This is a genomic window from Caulobacter endophyticus, from assembly GCF_029543245.1.
Taxonomy (GTDB): Bacteria; Pseudomonadota; Alphaproteobacteria; order Caulobacterales; family Caulobacteraceae; genus Caulobacter; species Caulobacter endophyticus_A.
On sequence record NZ_JARQWV010000001.1, the window covers coordinates 189,927 to 208,033 of the forward strand.

An 18,107-nucleotide genomic window follows, 5' to 3' on the forward strand; every position below is an offset into this window, starting at 1 on the left:
CGCGCCTCCTGCTCAGCGTTTGCAGAGAGGATCGTTGGGGTCCTCGCAAGGCTCGTCGCCGAAGCCGAGCACCTCGACCGTGATGATCGAGCGCTCGGTCCGATCACGTCCGCCGACCGCCTGCTGGGCGGCCTGGGTCGCAGCGGAGTTGGCGGCCGAAGCCTCGGTCCCCACCGCCGGCGGGGCTGGCGCGGTCGGCACGCCGATCACCGAACCACCGGCCTTGAAGTTGTCGGCGTTGGCGACGGTCAGGGCCGCGACGAACAGGTTGCCCGCCACCCGCACCCCGGCGTCGCCGGCGTCGACCGTGCCGCGCGGCGCGATAAGGTAGACGTCGGGCGCCGCCACGCCGAGCGCCGGCTGGAAGGCGGCGATGCCCGCCCCGCTGACCGCGCTGGCCTGGTCGAGCTCGACATAGGCGTTGTCGCTGACCTTGACGACCGCCGGCGGGAAGTTGGCCGAGGTCTTCGGCCCCTGGCCCGCGTTCAGGTCGCCGTTCGACGACCACATCGCCACATCGCCGCCCTGCTGGGTGAACAAACGGCTCTGGTTGAGGATGAAATCACCGTCTGTGAAGCTGGAGATGCTGCCGCCGCGCAGGGTCAGCACCCCTTCAAAGCCGATGGGAATGGCGCTGATCTGCGAGATGTACCGGTTGCCCGAGATGATCGGCAGCACCGCGGTGTACAGGTCGCGACCCGTGAAGTTTCGGCGCGCGGCCTGCTGTGCCGTGCTGACCGTGGAACCGGCCAGCACCCGTCCGCCCGGACCCAGGATGGAGATGTCGCCGCCGCGCGCCGTCTGGAGCGTGGCCAGGCGCAAGTCCAGATCCCCGGTCCAGACCTGGCGATTGGCGCCGTTGGAACCGCCGGTCAGGTCGTTCGCCGTATAGCCGAGCGCGGCCGGGAAAAGCGTGTTCACCGCCGTATAGCCGCGAGAGTACTTCTGGAACGACGCCCCGGGAGTGGAGGTCTGGGTCAGCTCGTTGAAGTAGACCTGCTGCAGGAAGCCCCGCTGGCGCAGGGCCGACAGCCGAGTGAAGGCCTGATAGGCCTGCTCGTAGGTGACCGTCGTGGATCCGAAGGCTGCGGCCAGGGCCGATGCCTCGTTGGCGCGCATCCATTCGATCAGCTTGGGCCCGTAGATCGGCTTGGACTTGTCGGCGACGAAGACGCCGTGCTCGTCCTCTGTCTGCACGAACAGATAGTCCGGCGCGCTCTGCAAGTTCGCGGGATTGACGTAGGTCTCGCGCACGGCGTCGAAATTGGCGCCCTTGGCGACACCGAACTGGAGCCACAGGTCAGCGCCCTGCGCCGCCAGCCAAGGGTTCCATTCATTGCCGACCGACATCACCCCGCCGCCGAAGACCAGGCTGTCCGGCAGACCAAACGCAGGCTGGCCCTTGTAGCTGTCGATCGCGGAATTGAGGAATGGCCCCAGGTCTCGACCGGCCTCGAGCGACAGCACGCCCGGCCCGCCGATCACGAAGGTGTTTCCCTGCAAGGTCGGGCGAGCGGGAGACGACGCCACGTTAGTGCCGACCAGGACAGGTGCGGCGGTGAGAAGGGTCGTGGCGGTGATGTCACGCCCCGCGACGATGCGAGTGACATCGCGAGCGTCGAGGTTCTGGCCGAAGAACATCATATTGACGATGTCGCGCCCCGCGCCGATCCGGGTCTGCTTGGGGGTCGCCACGATCATGTCGAGGATGTCGCCGCCGGCATAGATGCGGTTTGGCGTCTGGTCGCCGAGATGGGGTGTGAGAGGATTGTGCTGAGCGCGGCGCTGAGCCAGCGACGTACTCGACAAGACCGACGGGAAGTCGAAGGGGCGACCGGCGTTGACCGTGTCGGCCTCGACGCTGAAGCTCGAGAAGACGCCGGGTACGAGGCCCGGGTCCTCGTCGAGCATCGCGATGTTGACCGGCGAGATGTCGCCGCCCGCCGCAAGGACCAGCGTTCCCCTGGCGGTGGGATACAGCAGCACGGCCGCCTGGTTCTTGGCGCCGAACGAGAGGTCTCCCGAAAGAGCGACGGCCGTCAGAGATCCGGGATAGATGGCCTCGTTGTTGCTGGTCCTGCCGATATTGTTCACCCCGCCGACGCTGACGGCCTCGGGACCGCTGTTGCTGATCGTCACAGCGCCGTTGGCGAGGATCGAGACACCCGCCTCGGCCGAGTAGAAGGCCAGCGCGTTGGCGTTGCTGGTGTCGGCCGCGAGTCCGCCCGTCAGCGTCATGTTCCGCCGCACGCCGAGGGCGGAGATGCTCTGAATGGTCGCATCACCACCGACCGAGAGATCGATGGTCGCGTCGGTCAGGCGCAGCCGGAGAGTGTTGGCCGCCAGTTCCACCGCCTGCGGGGCCGTGGTTCCGGTCTGGGTGAGGCCGGCCGCCCCAAGGTCGCCACCGACCCGGATGCGGGCTGCGCCCGCCCCCATGTCGATGCGCCCGCCCAGCATGTCGCCGGCGACATCGACACTGATATCCCCGCCGCCGAAGGTGAGCAGCGCGCGCCCCGGTCGCAGGAGGCCGTCAGCGGCGCGAACGTCGGCGGTGGTGACGGTGGTGTCGGCCACCATCGAAAGGTCCGACAGGTCGCCGCCGACCGAGACGCGGATGTCGCCGCCGCCCAGCGTGCCGAGCCCCTCCGTGAACAGTTGCGGGTTGATCCGGATGTCGGTGACCATACCCACCTGCCCCATCCGCCAGGGCTGGCGGATTGAGCCCATGAAGGCCAGGGCGCCGCTGCTGTTGAGGGCGTTGGACACCGCGCCGGTATAGGTGTCGCGCCGACCCAGGACGTCACCGCCCGCCGTCAGGGAGACGTCGCCCCCGCCCGAGGCGTAGACGGGCTGGTTGCGCGCGACGCCGCGCACCACGCCGCCGGCGATCGCGAGCGGCTGGCTGTACGCGCCGGGATCCAGCGTCAACGCAGCGCCGCTCACAGGATCGAGGGCGTCGAGAGCGCTCGGAACAACGCGATGGCCGGCCGTGTAGACCGCGACGCCGCCGACCTGATAGCCGGTCGTGGCCGTGGCCAGGGCGCCGGTCGTCGGGTTGCGGTAGATCGGCGTCGCGCCATTGCGCAAGTCGATATCGCCCGCCGCGGTCAGGCCGATCGAGCCCGTCCCCGTTCGAATGACCGGAGCGGTGACGACAGTGGTTGCGGACGGCGTGGCCGGACGCGGCGGGGTGTAGGCGGACTTCAAGCCGGCCCAGTCATTGGCGACCGAGGCGAGGAACGCACCGGCCAGTTCGAGGCTGGTCGATACGCCGGTCGGAGCGTTGGCCGGTCCGGTCAGGGTATAGGCTCCCGGATGGCCGGCGAAGAAGGCGGCCGCGCGCTGGGCCAGGGCCGTCCGGACCGCGACCGGCGCGGCGCTGAACACCAGCCGCGTGTACGACGAGGCGGTCAACAAGCGGTTCTGCGCCAGCTGCGCCTGCACCCACTGGTCGGCCGAGACCTGCCCGCCGTTGGCGACGCCCAGCAGCAGGGTGTTCGAGAAGCTCGTGACCGGCGCGCCCCCCCCATAGCTGTAGCTACCCTGTCCGGCCACGGTGATACCGGCCGTGGAACCGGCCTGCACCCGGGTCGGGTCCACGCTGAAAGCGCCCGTATCCGAGACGCTGGCGCCGGCGGTGACCTGATATGACCAGGATTGCACGGCCTGCTGGCCCGCCGACATATCGATCAGCGGGAACAGCTCGGCGCTGCCGATGGGATCGCCCGCGCCGCTGACGCCGTTCCCCAGCGCGGCCGCACTGTTGGCGGCGGCGTTGTAGGGGGCCGGGTTGCCGGTCGTCACCTCGACGTTGGGCAGGCTGGCCTGGGCCGGGAAGGTCACGGTCAGCGTCGTGGTCGGCGCCGTACCCGTCGTGAAATCGCCGACCACGCATCCGCCCGGGCACGTGGAGGCCAGATAGCCGTTGTAGGTTCTGACCCCGCCGCCCACGGCCCGGGTCAGGAAAGCAGGATCGCTCTGGTCGGCGAAGGTGAAGAAGCCGTCGGTGACGCTGCCCTTGATGTCGACGTCGCCGCCGGCCCGCAGCGTCAGTACGCCGGCCTCGCCGCTGGCCTTGCCCCCGACGCGATAGGTCATGGTCGTGTAGTCGGCGAGGATCCGTCCCTCTGAGCCCGGCAGCACGTAGACCGCCCCCGAGATGCCCGGATGCGCCGCCATCAGCCCCGCCGCCGTCGCGCCCGCCACGTCCACCGTACCGGCTCCGAAGTTCCAGTTCGAGGCCAGCACGATCGAACCGGCATGGTTCAGCTCTACGCCGGGTCGGGCGTGGAAGTTGGCCTGCCCGGCCAAGCCGCCCAAGCGACCATAGGCGGCGGAGAGGTCGAAATCCTGGATGAAGTCAGCCAGGGTCCCATCGGCGCGATCGGCCAGGAAGTTGACTCGGCCGGCCGCCGTGGCCGTTACGTCGAGGGTGGCGACGGCGCCCGAGATCGACACGCCGGTGAACCGGCCGTCGCCGGCCACGGCCGCCAGATCGAAGGCGCGATAGCCTTCCAGCACCACGCTGTCCGCACCGGAGACCACGCCGCCGAAGTCGACGTTCACCGTCTGGCTTCCAGCCAGATCGAGCACGGGCGCGCGCAGCACCAGCTCGCCGCCGCGGTCGGCCTCCACCCGGCGATAGTTGGTGACGCCGTTCTCGACCGTAGCCACCAGGCGCGACGCCGTCCTGCGGGCGCCGAGCTCGATCCTGGCCCCCGCGGCGACGCCGATCGTCCCGTTGCCCGCCGTACCGAGGCGGACCGTCCCGCCCTCGGCCACTCGGGTCGACGTATCCGCATAGCCCAGCGCGCGCGCGTCCAGCACGGCCTTGGAGCCGAGGGTGACGCCCGACGCGCCGAACAGTCCGATCTCGCCGCCGTTCACTCCCGAAGCGTCGATCGATCCGGCCACGATCACCGCGCCGCCGTCCGCGACGAGCGCGACGTTGCGCGCCTTAAGGCCCAGCCCCTCGGCCAGCACCAAGTCGCCCACGCCCGTCTTGGCTGTGAGGCCGCCGTCGAACCCGCCCTTCGTCGAGCGGACAAAGTTGGAAAGGTCGAAGGCGCCTCCGGTGTCGAGCTCGAAGCGCGCGCCGCCGTCCGGCGTCGTCGCGTCGATGGTCCCGGCGAACGTCGCCGATCCCCTGCTCGCCTTGACCGACAGCAGTCCGCCGGCGCCGGCGCCGCCGCCCACCGAGACGGTGGATCCCGAGCCCAGCACGACGTCGCCCTGCGTCGAGACCAGGGTCAGCGATCCGCCGGGCGCGGAAACCGAATAGGGGTCGGTCGCATCACCGAACGCCTTGCCGTAGCCGGGCGTCTGCAAGATCGCCCCGGCCCCTACATTCAGCCCTTCCACCGCGGTCAGGGTCAGCTTGCCGGCCGTAGCGCGCAAGTCGACGCCGCTGATGGACAGGCTTTGGCCAGAGATCGACAGCCCGGCGCCCGCCACGCCAGTCACGCTCGGGCGGGACGCGCCGCCGAGATTGTCGACCACAACGGCGCCGGTGGTGGCCAGGACCAGGCTGGGAACGACCTTTAACGGCGCTCCGGACGGATCCTTGGCGGCACGGTCGCCGACGAACGGCGTATGCAGGGTCAGGGGCGCTGCACCGACGTCGAACGTCGCCTTGCCCTCATAGAAGACGCCCTCGCGGGCGGTCAGCACGACCCCGCGGCCGGCGCCGTAGGTCCGCAGGCTCCCATCCCCGAACGAGATGGTCCGGGCCTCCAGGGTCAGTACGCCTGCGCCGCACGCCGCGACACAACCCGTCAAGGCAGAGGCGTGGTTCTCCAGCCACAGTCCGTTGGCTAGGATCCGAACGGCTCCGCCGGGATTGGAAAGCGCCAGACCCGGCGTGCTCAGCGTAAGATCGCCGAACCGATAGTCGCCGTCCGCGAACTCGATCACGCCCGCTGTCCGCAGGGCCAGAGCCTTCGAGCGTGCAAGGGCGGCTTGCAGTTGCGGCGTGAGCACCAGGCCGCCGGATGCGCCCTGCGCGTCGGCGAACCGGATGGTCGAGGCGCCAAGTCGCAAGGTGTCGGCGACAAGATCGGCGTCGTTGTCGATCGTGAAGACGTCGCTCGAGTCGAGAAGGATCGATCCGCCCTTCAAATCGACATCGCCGACTTTCAGCACGCCGCCGGCGCCGGGATTGGCGCGGGTCACGTCGCGATCAGCGCCGCTCGCCACACGAACAAGGGCGCCCTGCCCCGTAGCCCCGCCTCGAGCGTCGATCACGTAGTCGCCGGTGCGCTGGCCTGCACGCCCGCCCGAGGCGAGAATGGCGGCGCCGTCCTCGAGTGTGATGGTCGCGCCATCTCCATCGACGGCCAGAACGATCTCGGCCCCCGACAAGGGCGCGGCGGCGTTGTTGGCCACAGTGATGCTGCCGGCGGTGACTTCCAGCGCCGTCGTGCCGTCGGCCCTGTCGGTGCGGGCTCCACCGATGAGCAGGCTCTCCATGCCAAGAGCGCTGAGCTGGCGGGCGTCCAGTTGCACCACCCCGGCCGTCGGCGTTCCCAGTGACGAGACGATCTCGATGGCTCGGCCGCTGATGTCGGCCTGCCCGCCGCGTCCGCCCTCGGCCGGCGCGGCCAGGAAGCGGCCATTCAGATCGATCGACGCCAGCGGAGCCAGGACGAGACGCCCCGCATCCCTCACCAAGGCCGGAGCGGTTTCGCCGCGCTTGGCCGCCGCAGCCGCGAACACGGCGTTGGCCGAAGTCAGCACGATATTGGAACTGGCCCGGATCGTGGTCTGGTTCTGAACCTCAAAGACGCGAACCGTCGACTCCCCGGCGCCGCCCAGGCCGCCATAGCGACCTGTGGTCACCACCGTGCCGTCGGGGCGGGTGGTGACGCCGCCCACCGCCGGGTTGTCCGCTCCGGTGTTCTCGACCACCCGCATGCCGCCCGGCAGCATGGCGTACTGCGCCGGCAGCAGAGTGTACCAGCCCGCCGCCAGTCCGGCGCCGCCGTCAAGATAGACACGGCGTCCGGCGCCTCCGGCCTGATAGAGATCGCCATAGTTGGCCGAATAGAGCGGGTCGTAGGCCGCCACCGCGGCGTTCGAGAGACCAGGAACAATAGCGTAGACCTGGCGACCGTCGGCGTACTGGTAGCCGCTCTTGCTGCTGAAGGCGTCGGTGTTGTAGCGGCTGAGCACATCGCGCGAGCCGCCCGGCCCGGGAATGAACTCGTAGGCGTAGACATCGCCGCCGCCGCTCAAGTCCACGGTCGCGCCAGCCTTGGTCGCGACCGTGGCGCCGGCCAAGGTCAGGACCCCGGTCGGCGGCGCGGTGAGCGGACTACCGTTGGTCGGCGTGAAGAAGTATTCGGTCTGGTCGGTGGTCACACCGTAAGGGATCGAAAGCCCGCCGGCCGAAACCGAGGTGATCCCGCCGTCGCCGAGCGTCACCGAGCGGGTGACCGGCGCGAAGGTTGCGCCATTCGTGGTCAAGGCCGTGTTCGAACCGAGGGTCAGCGCCCCAACCGGCGCCCGCAACACGCCGTTCTGAACGATGGTGTCGGCCTGCAGGGTCAGGCGGCTGCCCGCGGAATAGGGCGTGACGGGCGTAGTCGCCGATGCGCGCTCTATCCTGAGCACGCCGTCGGAGGCGGCCGATGTCACCGAGAAAGTCGAGCCGGTGGTGGCGTAGACCTGACCAGCTTTCAGCGTCAGATCACCGTTGACCGCCAGTTGACCCGCCAGGCTGGGGGTCGCGTCGCCCTGGTCGAAGCGCAGCTGGTAGGGCGATACGCCCGACAGTCGCAGGTCGCCGGCGACGTCGAAAGTGGCGCGCGCCACCGAACGGTCGAACAGCACCGCGCCCGACACGTCCATGGTCTCGGCGCGAAGGGTGACCTCGCCGGCTCCGGACGCTCCGACCTCGGGCGTAAGCAGGCTTTGGAAGGCGCCGTCGAGGCGCACGTAGGAGGCGGCGATATCCAGGCGCCCGCTCGCGGAAAGCACGGGCGACAGGCTCTGGCGATAGGCCGCGTCAGGCAGCCTGGGGGAGCCGTCATAGACCCTCGAGGCGAGCACGAAAGCGCCGTCGAGCACCAGGTCGACATCACCCTGCGCGCCTAGCGTCCCCCGAACCACCAGGGTGTCGAACCCGGCCGCCTGGATCTGGTCGGCCGAAACCCGGTTGCGGACCGGCGCGCCGGCGTCGGTCTGGACGAGGGTCGCATCGACCAAGGTCAGCATGCCCCCGGCCGCCGTCGGCGCGCCGCCTCGGGCGTTGATCCGCGCGCCGGCCAGGACGGCCCCGCCGCCCAGGGTCAAGGCCCCGCCGTCGCTCCACTGGGCCGCCTGCACGTAACGGCCACCCGCCTGGAGCTGGTCGAAGGTGTCGGACGCGCCGGAGAGATCGAGGGACGCGCCCGGCGTCGCGATCAGGTCCGCCGCCTGGGCCGACGTCTTGAGAATGACGTCGGCGAGGGTGAGCGTCTGGGCGCTGCTGAGGAACGTCGCGTACGCCCCGGTCGAGAACGGCGAGAGAACGACCAGATCGCCGTCGAGCTGCCGCGTGGAGGCGGTGCTCAGCGTCCCGCCGCCATAGATCCGCCCGTTCACCACTCCGCGGCCCTGGGTCGTCGCCGTGACGTATGGGTTGCGGACGCTGATCCCGGAAAGATCGGTCACGCTGCCGGCGTCGAGACGCACGCCGACGTCGGCGTCCAGGTCGGCGGTCAGATAGATCGGAGACTGGGCGGCCACCTGGCCATTGGTCCGCGACGGATCGATCTTCGAGGGCGCGCTCTCGTCGATCAAGCCGTCCGGCCTGATCGTGAAGATCTCCGCCAGACTGGACGCGGTCACCACGGAGCTGCGTCCGCCATCGCGCGTCGGCCCATACAGCGAAGGCAAAACCTTGACCTGATTGATCGCGCCCCCGGCCAGGCGGATCGTCCCCTGGTTCAGAATTTGCGCAGCGCCAATGGACGAGCCCGGCGCACCGGTGACCTGCCCGCCCTTCTCAACCTTCAGCTCGACCAGCCCGCCGAAAGTCAGGCTGACGGGCAGTTGGTCCCAGGCTTCCGCCGGCTTGCCCGCCGTCAGGACCGAAGTCAGCTTGCCGCCCGTGCCCAGAGCTCTGAGCGCGCTGCTTTTCTCACCGTCGAGGCGCGGCAGGTAGCGGCTCTGCGAAAGGTCCAGGACCTGCCCTTCCCCGATCGTCACCACCTGGGTCGCCAGGACCGCGTTGTAGCCTCCCTGTCCATTGGCGAAGACATTGGAAGACAGGTTCGTGGCGTAGGACTTGATGGCGTAGGTCGAGAAGCCGGCAGTCGAGAAGAAGTCGAGCGGCAGGGCCGTACCGGTGGCGGCCTCGCCTTCGCCCAGGCTGATGGCCGGCGTCGTCAGGGCGAACGTTCCGCCCCCCGCGAAGCCATGGGCTTTGATGACGCCGCCGCCGAGCGCGACCCGCGCCGTGATCCTGTCCGGATTGGCCTGGACGCCCGCGGCCGCGCCGCTGACCCTGAAGGCCGAGGCGTAGGTCGAGCTCGGGCCGATTTGGAAATAGTTGGTGTCGCTGGTCAGGGTGACGTCGCCGCCCTTCGCGGTCAGCACCAGGCTTCCATCCGTGGCGACGTAGCCGCCGGACGACACGTCGATGGCCGAACGCGGCCCGTTCACCAGGATGTTGCCGCTGATGTCGGTGTGGCGCACGACGCCGTCGACGGTGGTGGTCAGCAGTTCGCGCGGCGCGGCGATGATCTCGACTGCGCCGCCGTCGACGAAGGCCGAGCCCAACACGGTATCGGGACCCGCGCCGAGATCGTTGGTCCAAAGGCCCGCCGTCGACAGCCGGCCGTTGACGACGACGTCGTAGCTTCCCGCGCCCGCGGCTTCGCTCTTGAACACCGAGCCCTTGCCGGCGTTCACCGTCTCGAGACGGATGAGCCCCGAGGCGGCGGTAATGTCGCCGTCCAGTTTCTGGCTGCGCCCCGTGGTCGCCGTGAACACCCCGCCCGGGCTGAGGGCCAGTTCAGCCCCGCGCTCCAGCGTGAGGCCGCCCGAAGTGGATAGCGACAATTGACCAAGGCCCATCGCCGACAGGGTGTCGGCGCCGAGGACCAGCACGCCGCGCTCGCCAGCGGCCAGCATGGAGCCGATCGACCGGGTGGGAACCTTCAGGTTTCCTTCGGCGTCGATCTGGATGGTCTGCCCATAGTCCAGGCCATCGCCCCGCGTGGGGGTCGCGCCGTCGCTGATCACGATATCGCCGCCGCCGCTGACGCCGTTGGCCGTCAGGCCCAGTTCCTGGATCGACAGATAACCGCCCACCGGCATCTGGGAGGATACCGCCTGGACCGCCCGGCGGTCTCCGTAGAGGACGGTCTTGCCAGTGCCGCGCTGGGCGTTCAGCCGCTGCAACTCGCCCGGGAACGCATCAGCGTAGACCGTGCCCTCCAGCAAAGGCTGGGACGACTTGATGGTCAGGGAGCCGGCGTCCGCGCCCTCGCGGTAGGAGCCCGCGAAGCCGTCTCCGTCGAGAATGAGATTGGTGTAGGTCCTGACCAGGCCGAAGCGCGGCTGGACGTCCACATAGCCTTCGTAGATGCCGATATAGGTCTGGTCGGGATCGGCATAGCCGATGTCGACGATCGCCCCGCTGGCGTCGACAAGCCGGGTGGAGCGGATGCGCCCCGCTTCGAAGGTGCGCCAGCCGCCGGAGATGTCGATGCTTGCGCCGCGCTTGACGATGACGTCCGGCGCCTGTGACACGCCCGTCGCAGAGGTGCTTCCGGCGGCGACGCCGAGGGTGACGTTCCCGCCCTTGGTCATCAGCTCGGAGGCGGTGACCCCCACCTGCAGGGCATAGCTCTCGGCCGAGATCAGCGGCGAGCCCACCCACGCCACGCCGTCCTCGCGTACGCCGGAAAGGCGCGGGTCGAGATAGACCGTAGCGCCGTTGAGGAAGCCCTTGCGCAGCAGCGGCGAGTCCGCCAGTTCGTTGCCCTTGACCGGGTCGATGACGATGGTGTTCCGCGAGGCCGCGACGCTCACGTTCTTCAGGCCGGCCGCGTCGATGACCGCGCCGCTGTCGATGAAGATCCGCGAGGCTCCTGGCGGCGTGGAGGCGTTGAATTCGGTCGCGATGCCAGGCTTGGCGCCGATGTCGATCGTGGCGCCAGGCGCGTAGATCAGGCTTCCGGCCCCCACCTCGATCCGCGTCTCGGTGTCGCCGAGGCTGATCTTGGACGGCTTGAAGTTGGCCAGCGAGGTGGCGTCCTGCGGGATTACGCCCGTATCGTCGGGCGTAATGGCGATCACGCTGGCCGGAGCCACACGGACGTCGGCACCGTTGAGCAGGACATGGCCGTTGCGCGACACGCTGGTGGTGGCGGTGATCACGCCCTCGTTGATCGCCGCGCCCGCGGCCTTGGAAGCGTTCAGCGAAACATAGCCCTCGGCCGAGCGTATCAGGCCGGTGTTGCGAACATAGTCCTGCACGGTCGGCGCGCCGCCGATGCGCCCGGCGGCGTTAGTGGTCTTAACGACGAGGCCCCGGACATTGGGATCGACGCTGGTGGCGGCCCCTTCCGACGCTGTCAGCAGCACCGACCGCCCCGAGGCCAGGCTGACCTGACCGCGGGTGGCCGAAAGGCTGCCCGCATTGACCACCTTGGGACCGACCAGCAGGATAAGCCCGCCATCAGCGGCGGTGATCTGCGCTCCAGCCTCCACCGTGACGGCTCCCTCGGCCACCACGGAGAACCGGCCGTCTGCGCCGGTCAGGGCCGAGAAAGTCTGCAGACCGGTGGTGTTGCTGTCCTGGGTCCCGATGCCCAGGAGGCCGCCGGTCAGGAATTCGGCGTTGCGGTCGGCGATCGACGTGTCCCGGACGACGCTTCCGATCAGGCGGGCGGGCCGACCGACCTCAAGGCTGCTGGCGATCAACGACCGCGTATTGATCTGGGCGGTCCCGCCGAACAGGACGCCGTTCTGGTTGATGACCAGCACCGTGCCCTGGGCCTTGATCGCCCCCAGGATCTGACTGGGGGTCATGGCCTGGGACGGATCTCGCAGCCCGGTGACAGGATCCAGCCCGCCGGTCACCCGGTTAAGCACCACCCAGTCGGGCTGGGCGACGCCGTTCAGGCTCTGGTCGAAGTTGAGGGTGGTCTTGGTCCCGACGTTGAAGGTTTCCCAAGACAGGATCGCCCGGGAGTCGGTCTGCTTGATGTCGACCTGGATCTGCCCCGAGGCCGAGGTCGTCTGGGTCGGGGCCTTGGCGCCGTACCAGAGCGACAGGCCCGATCCCGTCGTCCCGGAACCAGCGGGATTGAGACCGCCCTTCCCCAGGCCGTCCGGCACGGCGGCGCCCAGAGCAGCGGCGGCTTGGCGGGCGGCCGCCTGGGCCTGGACCGAGACATTGACCGCCTTCTGAGCGTTGGTCGCGTTCAGCAGGCCGCGCGTCGCGGCCGCCGAAGCACCCGCGTTCGGCGTGACGCCGGGCACGACGGGCGCCGCAACAGAGGGAACGCCTGCGCCGGTGGCCGGCACCCTCGCTCCGGCCCTGAGGGCCGTCAGCCCATCGGCCGACGCCTGGCCCGCCGCACCCGCCGAAAGCATGACCATGACGCTCGCGCCGCAGAACAGCGCGCGGCGGGCCCGTCCGATCGTGGACAGCGGAAGCTTGGATGTGGCGACCATGGTCATGCTCGTATCTTGGGTGACGAAACTGCGCCGTCTGGCGCGTTACTGGGCCTTGGGAGGTGTCGGCGGGACGTCCAACCGTGCGCCGTAGAGCCGGTCAGCATAGGCCTGCTCGATCGTTTCGATCTCGACGCGCTTGCGACCGATGAAGGGTTCGCGACGGGCGACGACGTCGGCCAGGCCGACCCGCTCGTAGGCGTCGAGAACCTCGCGGGCGACGGCGAGGGCCTCGGCGTTCTTGGCGCGCGCGACCTCGGCGGCGGCCTTGGCCTCAGCCAGGCCTTCCGCCAGTTTCCGCCTCTCGGCCTGCTCCTGCTGAACCTGCAGAGACAGACGCGAAACCTCGGCCTGGGCCGCGGCCAATGCCGCCTCGGTCTCGGTCTTGGCCTGCATGGCCTGGTCGGCCTGAGCCTTGTAGCGCGCCAGTTCGGGACCGGCGGTGTCACGGCGCGCCGCGCGGGCCTGGGCCTCGGCCCCCGCCACACGGCGGCGCAGGGCGTCGCGCTCCGCCTCGGCGGCGGTCTTCTGGGCGACCAGGGTAGCCTGATCGTTCTGCAACGCCTGCAATCGGCCGTTGACGGCGACGAGCTGGCTGCGCAGGCGATCTTCCAGGCTTTGGGCCTGGGCGGCCCCGGCGAAGCCCAGGGCCAGGGTCAGGGCGATGACCGTGCGGCGCATGGTCAGAACCTCACGTTGAAGTCAATCTGGCCGACGTCGATCGACAGCGGCGGGCCCGCCACCTCGTTGGCGCTGAACCAGCGGAATTCGAGGTTGGCGCCGTTGAACAGCCCCATGCTGGCGTTGAGGAAGTAGCCCTTGGCGTTGGTTCCCCCGAGGTGGAAGTCGGAGTCGGTGTAGCCGTCGAGCATCGCGTCGGCTTCCACTCGCCTGTAGCCGCCAGTGACGCTCCATTGGCCCCAGCGATATGGGTTGAGGTGGCCATAGACCACCTTGCCCATGTAGGCGTTCGGCCCGGTGGCCAGTCGCGAGCCCGCCTGGCCGGCCGCCGGCGCGGGACAGGGATTGGCGTCGATGTTGTTGTTCACCGGCAGGCCGAGCTCGTTGTAGCGGCAGGCGTCGCCGCGATCGAAGGCCAGGTTGCGTGCGTAGGCGCCGACCAGCAGCAGGTGACGCTGATTGGCCAGCTTGACGTCGACCGATGAGGTCAGGTCCAAGACGTCGTAGTCGAAGCTCAGGCCCGCATACTGCGGCACCGGATAGTCGGTGACGCCGGGCGGCGGCAGGATGTTGCGGATGAGGAAGAGCGTGTTGCCCTTCTGCATAAAGGACGGCCGGGTGAAGTCGGTCGAGCATTCGGTGAGCCCGGTGTAGAGGGCGCAAGGCTCCGAAAGCAGGCCGCGGTCGTACTGGAACTGGTAGAAGCCCAGGCTGGCGCGCCAATCTACGCGCGGGGTCTTCCAGTCGACCGCGCCCTGCCCGCCGAACATCCACTTGGTCTTTGTGCTGGCCTTGTTGACGCTGGTGTCGGGGAAGTCCCCATCGCGGTAGTCGAGCAGGAAGGCGCCGGCCGTGCCCGACACGCTGATCCCGTGCTTGGGGAACAGGTCGTAACGGAGGCCGCCCGCCAGGCCGTCCAAGGCCAGATCCTCGTCGTAGATCAGCTCGGAGAGCTTGTGGCCCTCGATCTCGGCGACGAACGGGTTGGGCATCCGTCCCAACGTACCGCTGATCCAGGACGCCGGCTTTACGTCAATAAAGGCCTGGTCGAGCCAGATGTCCTTCTTGGTCAATCCGCCGCCCAGCAGTTGGGTGGTCGAGATCGGGCTGTTGTTGCGGCCGCTGGCCAGTCTCACCGTGGCGGTGATCGTGTCCGAAATCTCGGCGCGCAGCTTCAGGCGAGCGCGGACGGACATCTGGCTGCCGCGGTCCTGCAAGGTGTTGAGCAGCGGAACCCCAGCGGGGTTGGTGTTGGGGTTGAGGTCCGTCGGCCCCCTGGCGTTAAGCGCCGCGAAGTTGACCAGGATCGGCACGTTGCCCTCGTCATACTGGTCGAACTGGTCGCGAAAGCGCAGGTCGCCGCTCAGGGTGATGCGCTGGGTCCATTCGGGGATCGCATTGGGCTGGGCCCAGTTCTCCGCCTTGGCCTGCTGGATCACTTCTTGCCGGATTTCGTCGCGAAGCTGCGCCTTCACGGTTTCCGGCACGTACGGGATGCGTGTCGTCCCGGGCGCAGGCGGCGGCAAGGCGGGCGCGGTCGCCTGGGCGGAAGCGGCCTGGGCCGACGCCGTCTGACGCGCGGCTTCGGCCATAAGCTGATCGGCGGCGGCCTGGCTGATCACGCCCTGCTTGACCAGAAGCCGCGTCAGATTGACCGCCAGGTCGGCGGACGGCGCCGACTCCGAGGCGGCCGCCGGCCCGGCCGCAGCGATAGCCAGAAGACCCGCCACGGCCGCGCCCCCCAGGGCGCCTCGGCCGGGCTTTAGGGTCGAGGGTTCAGACATCGAAAATCCCCTGTCGGTTCGTCTGTGCGGCGGGAGGGTCATGCCCTCCGTCCCCGCAGGGCCACGCGGGCCGGAAACTTCAGTTGCGGCGGCGGCGGATCCAGGCGCGGCAAGCCTTGCAGCGCGGCGACCAGGGCGCGGTCGGCGCGCTCGTCGCCGCTGGACTTGGAGATCACGACCGAGCCGATCGCCCCGTCCGCCCTCACCCAGATCCGCACTTGGGCGTTGAAGAACAGCTTGTTGATGCGGTCGTCGGCCTGGACAGCGCTCTGCAGGGTCGAGCGCAGATAGCGCTCGTAGCTGGCCTCGGCGAAGCCGCCTCCCCCCAGGCCGTCGGAACCGTTCGGATCCCCGCCGACCGCGACGCCCCCGCCCTTGCCGGCGGCGACGCCGAAAGCGTCCGACCCGGCCTGAGCCGGCCCGTTGATCGTCAGTTGCTTGGGCGCTTCACTTTTCTGCGGCGCCTCGGGCTTGGGCTCGGGGCTGGGCGATGGAGTCGTCTCCTTCTCCGGCTCGGGCGGCTGCTCCCTGGGCGGCGGAGGTGGAGGCGGCGGAGGCGGCGGCGCCAGGGCGATCATCGGCGGCGGCGCGGCCGGACGGTTCACTCCGTCGGTGTCGGTCGCAAGGCGCCAGACACCGACGCCCAGCGCGACCAGGATCACGATGGGGACGGCGATCCGGGCGATCGCGCCCATTCTCCGGAAAAGGGACTGGCCGCTCATCTGGCCGGTCTCAAGACGCTTCCGGCCGGCCGGTCACCAGGCCGACCTGGTTCAGGTCTAGCCGGCGCAGCAGGTCGAGGACGTCGGTGACGCGCTGGTACTGGACCACTGCGTCGCCCTTGACGACGATCGGGAACTCCGGCTCGGTCGCCTTCAGGGTGCGCAGGCGCGCCTCCAGTTCGGGCAAGGTCACCGGATAGGCGTCGAGAAAGACGTCGCCATTGCTGTTGATGGTGATCGCCTTGGTCTTAGGCTTGGCCAGGCTGGTCGCCGAGCTCGCCTTGGGCAGATCGACCTTGATCCCCTGCACCGAGGCCGTCGTCAGGATGATGAAGACGATCAGGAGCACGTAGGCCAGATCGAGCATCGGCGTGATGTTGATGTCGTCGTAGAGACGGTCGTCGTCCTGCACTTGCATGGCGTGTCCCCCTCGCTGCGGCCGCTATTCAGCGGCTTCCGCGAAGGACGAAGCGCTGTAGCGCTCCGACGCACGCGTGATGAACTCGTCAACGAACACGAGCATGTTCGCCTGGACCGACTTGTTGCGGGTGACGACGTAGTTGTAGCCGAACAGAGCCGGGATCGCGACGCCGAGGCCGGCGACGGTGGCCAGCAGCGCGGCTGAAATCCCGGGAGCGATGGCGTTGACGTTGACGTCGCCAGCAGCCGCGATGGCCGCGAAGGTGATCATCACGCCGACGACCGTGCCCAGCAGCCCCAGGAACGGGCCGCCCGAAATGGCGATGGTCAGAACCACCAGCGACTTGGCCAGGCGCTGGTTCTCGCGCACCAGGGTGGCGTCCATCAGGGCGCGGATCACCTGGATCGCTTCGGCCCGCAGGATCGTCGAGCCATGCTGGCGACGTCGTTCGATCTCGTCGGCGCCGGCGCGGTAGATGCGGTAGATCGACGAGCTCTCCACCGTCTTGGCCTCGGAGCGGCCCAGCCGGTCCGGATGGCTGAGGGCCAGCAGGTCGTCTCCGTGCTCGCGGAACAGCTTGACGAAGCGGTCATTGGCGGCGTCTACGCGGCCGACATAGACCGACTTGCTCCAGATCACCCAGAACGACGCCGCGCCCATCAGGCCGAGGATGGCGATGATCACCCAGGCGTCGACGGTCACCGACTTGACGATCACGCCGAAGGGACCAAAGCCCGCGCCGGACTGCTTCTCGTCACCCACGACCGTGGCCAGCCGCGATTCCGCGCCCTGCGAGGCGGCGTCCATCTGGATCAGGGCCGGCGCGCGGACGGACTTGGAAAAGCGAAGCTCGTCGATCGCGCCGACAAAGCCGGCCAGGCCTCCCCCAGGCGCATCGGCGCCAACGGCGATGGTCGTGTTCAGCGCCGGCGTGCCGGCCGCTCCTGAAACCGCCTCCCGGCCGTCGACGTAAAGCACCGCCGTCCGGCCGTCGGAAGCGACCGCCAGGTGGCTCCACTTGCCTTGCCCCAGCGCGGCTGGAGCAGCGAGCCTGCTTGCGCCGATCTCGACGAAGGGCACGCCCTCCTGCAGGCCGATCACCAGGCCCTGCGCGCCCTCGCGGCGGGCGACCAGCGCCGTCGAGCCGGCGATGGCGTCGGGCCGGACCCAGAGGCTGACGGTGAAAGGCGCGCCGGCCGCGAGCGCAAGCGACGGAGACGCGGCGAGGGCCATCGGCGCGCCGCCAGCGAAACGACCGCCGCGGCCGATCACCGAGCCCTCGTCGGTCGAGGCCGGCGGGGTCTGGGCGTTGTTGGCGTTGGCCGTCTTGTCCTTGGGCGCGACGCCCGTGGCCGCGTCGAAGTGGAAGACGGCGGCATAGTCGGCGTCGAAAGTGGCCGCCGTGTCGACCGCCGCCGTCGCATCCTTGGCGCCGTAGTACATCCAGATCGAGCGGCTCGCGCCCACCGGGAACTCGGGAATGTCGACCCAGACGGTCGCCACGCCCAGCAACGGATCGAAGCTCTCGATATGGTAGGCCAGCGGCGTCTTGTCGTCAGCGGCCACGAAGCGAAGGTCCGCGCCGTTCTCGGCAGCATCCTCGAAGCGGAAATTGCCGCTGTGCAGACGAAGCAGCAACGGCGCCCGCCCGATCGTTCCGTTAATCGCCACGCCCTTGGCGGTCGTGTCGATGTCGATCTTGCTGCGATAGGCCCAGGTCTTGTCCCACCACGCCGAAGCCCCCGTGGGCGCCGCAGCGGCGAGCGCCAGCAGTGCTGCGAAGACGAAGCCTTTCAAACCGCCCCCAAGGGCTCGCGCGCCGCGCAT

At 69.2% G+C, this 18,107-nt stretch carries 6 protein-coding genes; all 6 read right to left on the reverse strand.

Going from position 1 to position 18,107, the window contains the following annotated elements; all coding sequences use genetic code 11:
- Positions 1-12: 12 nt before the first annotated feature.
- The 6 genes from P7A99_RS00720 to P7A99_RS00745 are packed head-to-tail and all read right to left on the reverse strand — an operon-like array spanning position 13 to position 18,107.
- Positions 13-12,678, reverse strand: coding sequence for a filamentous haemagglutinin family protein (locus tag P7A99_RS00720; RefSeq protein WP_277792040.1), 12,666 nt, complete (start codon positions 12,676-12,678; stop codon positions 13-15).
- 39 nt (positions 12,679-12,717) lie between these two features.
- Positions 12,718-13,353, reverse strand: a complete 636-nt coding sequence (locus P7A99_RS00725; RefSeq protein ID WP_277792041.1) for a hypothetical protein — start codon at positions 13,351-13,353, stop codon at positions 12,718-12,720.
- A 2-nt stretch (positions 13,354-13,355) separates the two neighbouring features.
- A complete protein-coding gene (locus P7A99_RS00730; protein WP_277792042.1) occupies positions 13,356-15,137 on the reverse strand; it encodes a putative porin in 1,782 nt (593 codons plus the stop codon).
- Positions 15,138-15,175: 38 nt separating this feature from the next.
- On the reverse strand, positions 15,176-15,859 hold the full coding sequence (locus tag P7A99_RS00735) for a TonB family protein (protein WP_277792043.1): 684 nt from the start codon (positions 15,857-15,859) through the stop codon (positions 15,176-15,178).
- Positions 15,860-15,869: 10 nt separating this feature from the next.
- Positions 15,870-16,277: an ExbD/TolR family protein gene (locus tag P7A99_RS00740; RefSeq protein ID WP_277792044.1), complete on the reverse strand. Its 408-nt coding sequence runs from the start codon at positions 16,275-16,277 to the stop codon at positions 15,870-15,872.
- A gap of 24 nt (positions 16,278-16,301) precedes the next feature.
- Positions 16,302-18,107 carry a MotA/TolQ/ExbB proton channel family protein gene (locus tag P7A99_RS00745; RefSeq protein ID WP_277792045.1) on the reverse strand — a complete coding sequence of 602 codons (1,806 nt, stop codon included), beginning with the start codon at positions 18,105-18,107 and terminating at the stop codon, positions 16,302-16,304.